Genomic DNA, 2955 nt, shown 5'->3' with positions numbered 1-2955 from the left:
GCGTCGCGACCCGGTACGACAGATTGGCGGTCAATTTCCTCGCCGCCGTCCACATCGCTGCCATCGTCTCCTACTGGTTATGAGTCCGGACCCTAATACGAAATGTAAGGACGCCGGTTATGTTGGAGCTGCTCTATGACTAGCCGCGCGTTTTTGATCGACTATCACAATTGGTCCAACGAGAAGCTCGCAACTGTCACGCTGCCCGGGGGATGCACATGGTTCGCAGAGCGCTGGGAATTTCCTCGGGAAACTCCCGGGCTAGCATCGGCGTCCTATCGAGTGGATTGGCGGTGCCGCCTTGCGGACGAAACTTTGTTAACGGATAAACCGAATGAACTACTCCTCGATGCATGTCGCCGGGTTGTATGGTGTTGGCTTTATGAGCCGTCGACTGGCAAAACGCCCAAGTACAACGTTGTAAAGATAATTGAAGGAAAACTATTCGCCTTCTTAAGGTGGCTAACTGGTCGGGGCCATTATGACTTCTCCCAACTTAATGCCGACCTGGCGCAAAAATACATTAATTACATTGCTGAATGGATGATTGACGAAACCGACGTTGTAGGGGGAGACTTACGAAGTCGCAGGCGCCCCAAGGTCGAGTCCGCTGTGCTAGGGTATGTGCGAATAGTGCATATTATCTACAATGCAAAATCGGCTTTGGCGGCCGCAGGTTTGCCCTTTCCTGGCGAAGACCCTCTTGCCGGGGTCACGGCCGGATCGATCGCAAAAACTCTTGCTATAGCGGAGAAGCGGCCAATACAAGAGATGTCGGATCGCGCCTTCGCGAAGATTGTGAACCACTCTTACGATGTGCTGACCTCGGAAGCCAGCGAAATCAAAATTACTCTATGGAACCGGGTTATCGAACTATGTCCGAGCTTCAACGGTACCAACGAAAGCGAGATACTCGCCGAGGCCGGGTGGACAACGTTTCTGCGAGAGAAGGAGATAGACGTATCTTGTGGACTGTTCAATGCGGTGCGAAACCAGATAAATGAGCTCATCGCCTCGGCCGCGATTGTCATACAGTCCCTAACTGCGATGAGGCCGTCTGAGCTAGCGGGACTGATATATTGTGCGAATACCGAACATTACAAGTCTATCGATCCAGAGGAACTTGGATGCGTCAGGGTAACTCTGAGCGCAGACGGCCTATTTGAGATATTTTTGCTGTCCGGTTTTGTCTACAAAAGTAGACAGACTCAGGAGCCGGTCGAGTGGGTTCTCGGGCTGAGGCCAGTAGGAAGCAGTTATCTGCCCCCACCTGTCGAGGCAGTGTATGTTGTCGCCCGTCTCTTTCATAGCTGGCGAATCGTTGGCAAGCAAACTGCGCTGTTCCTACAACCAAATAGTATAACGTCTGCATCGGAAATCCTGTCTGATTGGATGAGAGGTTGGCAAGCTAGGATAGTCGGGGAGGTGTGCTCGGACGACGAGTTGAATGGGCAGGCCATAACTCCGCGTGTTTGGCGAAAGTCGTTTGCGCGCTATATGTTTCGGTACAATGCAGAATTGCTGCCAGCCATCTCCAATCATCTTCAACATACGTCAATGGCGATCACGGAGCGATCTTACATAAAGCCCGCGCTTAGGAGCGGATTGATGTGTTCCCTTCAGGCTCCGACCTCGAACACAAAGCCCCGGCGGAGCTGGTCAGGGTTGCTCAGCCGGGGCTTTGGGTGGTTCGCCTCATCTCCAGGATTGGAGGGACGACAGCAGCAGCACGGTTAGCGCGGCGCTTTGTCGTCGATCGTGCCCTACGGTTCTTCGAGCAGATCGATTGGCCGGACCCCGAGAGCGCGCGCCAGATTCGCCAGCGTGTCTATCCCGACAGACACTTTCGCTGTTTCGATGCGCGAAACATAAGACCGATCGACTTTCGCTCGTTCGGCCAACACCTCCTGCGAAAAGCCAACGCTTCTCCTAGCCCGTCTGAGATTGCGTGCGACCACTTTCCGAATGTCCATCGGGCGACGGAATGGGATTGTCGCCCAGCGCGCCACGGACTATCGTCCACAAACGTCGGATTGCGGCGCCTCCAGTACGCTAGCGAGCCAGACAGCTGGTCTTCGGCAAATTATGCCGATTGCGATGGTGTTCGTGGCTATGAAGGTCCCATTCGATGCACCTGGATGTCTCACCAAAGCGCTTTCCTGGGTCGAAGCTCAAAATCTCGGTTTCAGCTTTAAGCTTGGAGGTTGGGCTTCACGTCCGCGGTCGAATCGTTGGCTGTGCCGGTTCGTCATTGAAGGTTTTCGAGGAGCTGAACTCGTGGGCAGCTGCATGGGGCGTTAAATGTCACATCGTTCAGTCATCATCCCGCGCTGATTATCGTTTTGCCCTGTGGCTGGCTGATGATGTGGTGGCATCCGAATTTTTGCTGGGCTGGATTTTGGATGGCGCCGGATACAGTGGAAGGGAGCTTAACAGGTTGCAGGATCGGTCGGCGTTGCTCCGCAAGCGGGCGCAACGTTTAGTACTGGACGCGATGTCACTGAAGGCAGCATTGCTTGCAGCTGCTGATCCCATAAGGACCGATACCATTGGAGTGCGCGAGTGGCCTCTGAAGGTTTGATTGGACCCGGCTTTCAAATTGGCGATCTTGTGAGGCTGCGATCGGGCGGACCTCCCATGACCGTGGAGCGTGTGGACCCTGATGGCTTGGTTTACTGTTTGTGGTTCCATGGCCCAGGGCGGGCTCCATCATGTCGCGCGTTCGCTGCGGCGGTGCTGGATCGGACGTCAGCAGTAGGGGTAAGGGCGAACGCGGTTCGCCTACCGCGATCTTGATGTGATACTGTGCGCTTGCACCCGCCCACAAGGCACTTGGTATAAGCGCGGTCGCTCGACAGCCTAGTAGGCGTTCTCTGATCGGAGTCCCACATCCGCTCTAACTGGCTGAGAAGACGAACTTCCGATCATCACGATTCGCCAGCAACGGAGTCTCAT

3 protein-coding genes and 1 pseudogene are annotated in these 2955 nt (G+C 54.8%); 3 read left to right on the top strand and 1 reads right to left on the bottom strand.

Features of this window, described 5'->3' with window-relative positions; genetic code table 11:
- Positions 1-83, top strand: a pseudogene (locus C8P69_RS23265) (IS5/IS1182 family transposase); the annotation flags it as partial.
- Positions 84-1763: 1680 nt separating this feature from the next.
- Here the strand turns inward: C8P69_RS23265 and C8P69_RS23260 are convergent.
- Complete coding sequence (locus C8P69_RS23260; protein WP_108179803.1) at positions 1764-1973, bottom strand: helix-turn-helix domain-containing protein; 210 nt, start codon at positions 1971-1973, stop codon at positions 1764-1766.
- Positions 1974-2128: 155 nt separating this feature from the next.
- Here C8P69_RS23260 and C8P69_RS23695 point away from each other — a divergent pair, with 155 nt between their 5' ends.
- Together C8P69_RS23695 and C8P69_RS24645 are read left to right on the top strand one after the other, a co-directional pair.
- Positions 2129-2581, top strand: a complete 453-nt coding sequence (locus tag C8P69_RS23695; RefSeq protein ID WP_146167455.1) for a hypothetical protein — start codon at positions 2129-2131, stop codon at positions 2579-2581.
- The gene (locus C8P69_RS24645; RefSeq protein WP_108179802.1) at positions 2563-2796 is read left to right on the top strand and encodes a YodC family protein; all 234 of its coding nucleotides are present in this window, start codon (positions 2563-2565) and stop codon (positions 2794-2796) included. Before C8P69_RS23695 ends, C8P69_RS24645 begins: the two co-directional genes overlap by 19 nt.
- The last annotated feature ends 159 nt before the right edge of the window (positions 2797-2955 follow it).

Origin of the sequence: Phreatobacter oligotrophus, assembly GCF_003046185.1 — a bacterium.
GTDB lineage: Bacteria > Pseudomonadota > Alphaproteobacteria > Rhizobiales > Phreatobacteraceae > Phreatobacter > Phreatobacter oligotrophus.
This window is presented reverse-complemented; position numbering and strand designations above follow the sequence as displayed.

Coding starts and splice junctions, on each gene's coding strand:
- C8P69_RS23695 (WP_146167455.1), top strand. CDS start 2,129: ATGCACCTGGATGTCTCACCAAAGCGCTTTCCTGGGTCGAAGCTCAAA.
- C8P69_RS23260 (WP_108179803.1), bottom strand. CDS start 1,973: ATGGACATTCGGAAAGTGGTCGCACGCAATCTCAGACGGGCTAGGAGA.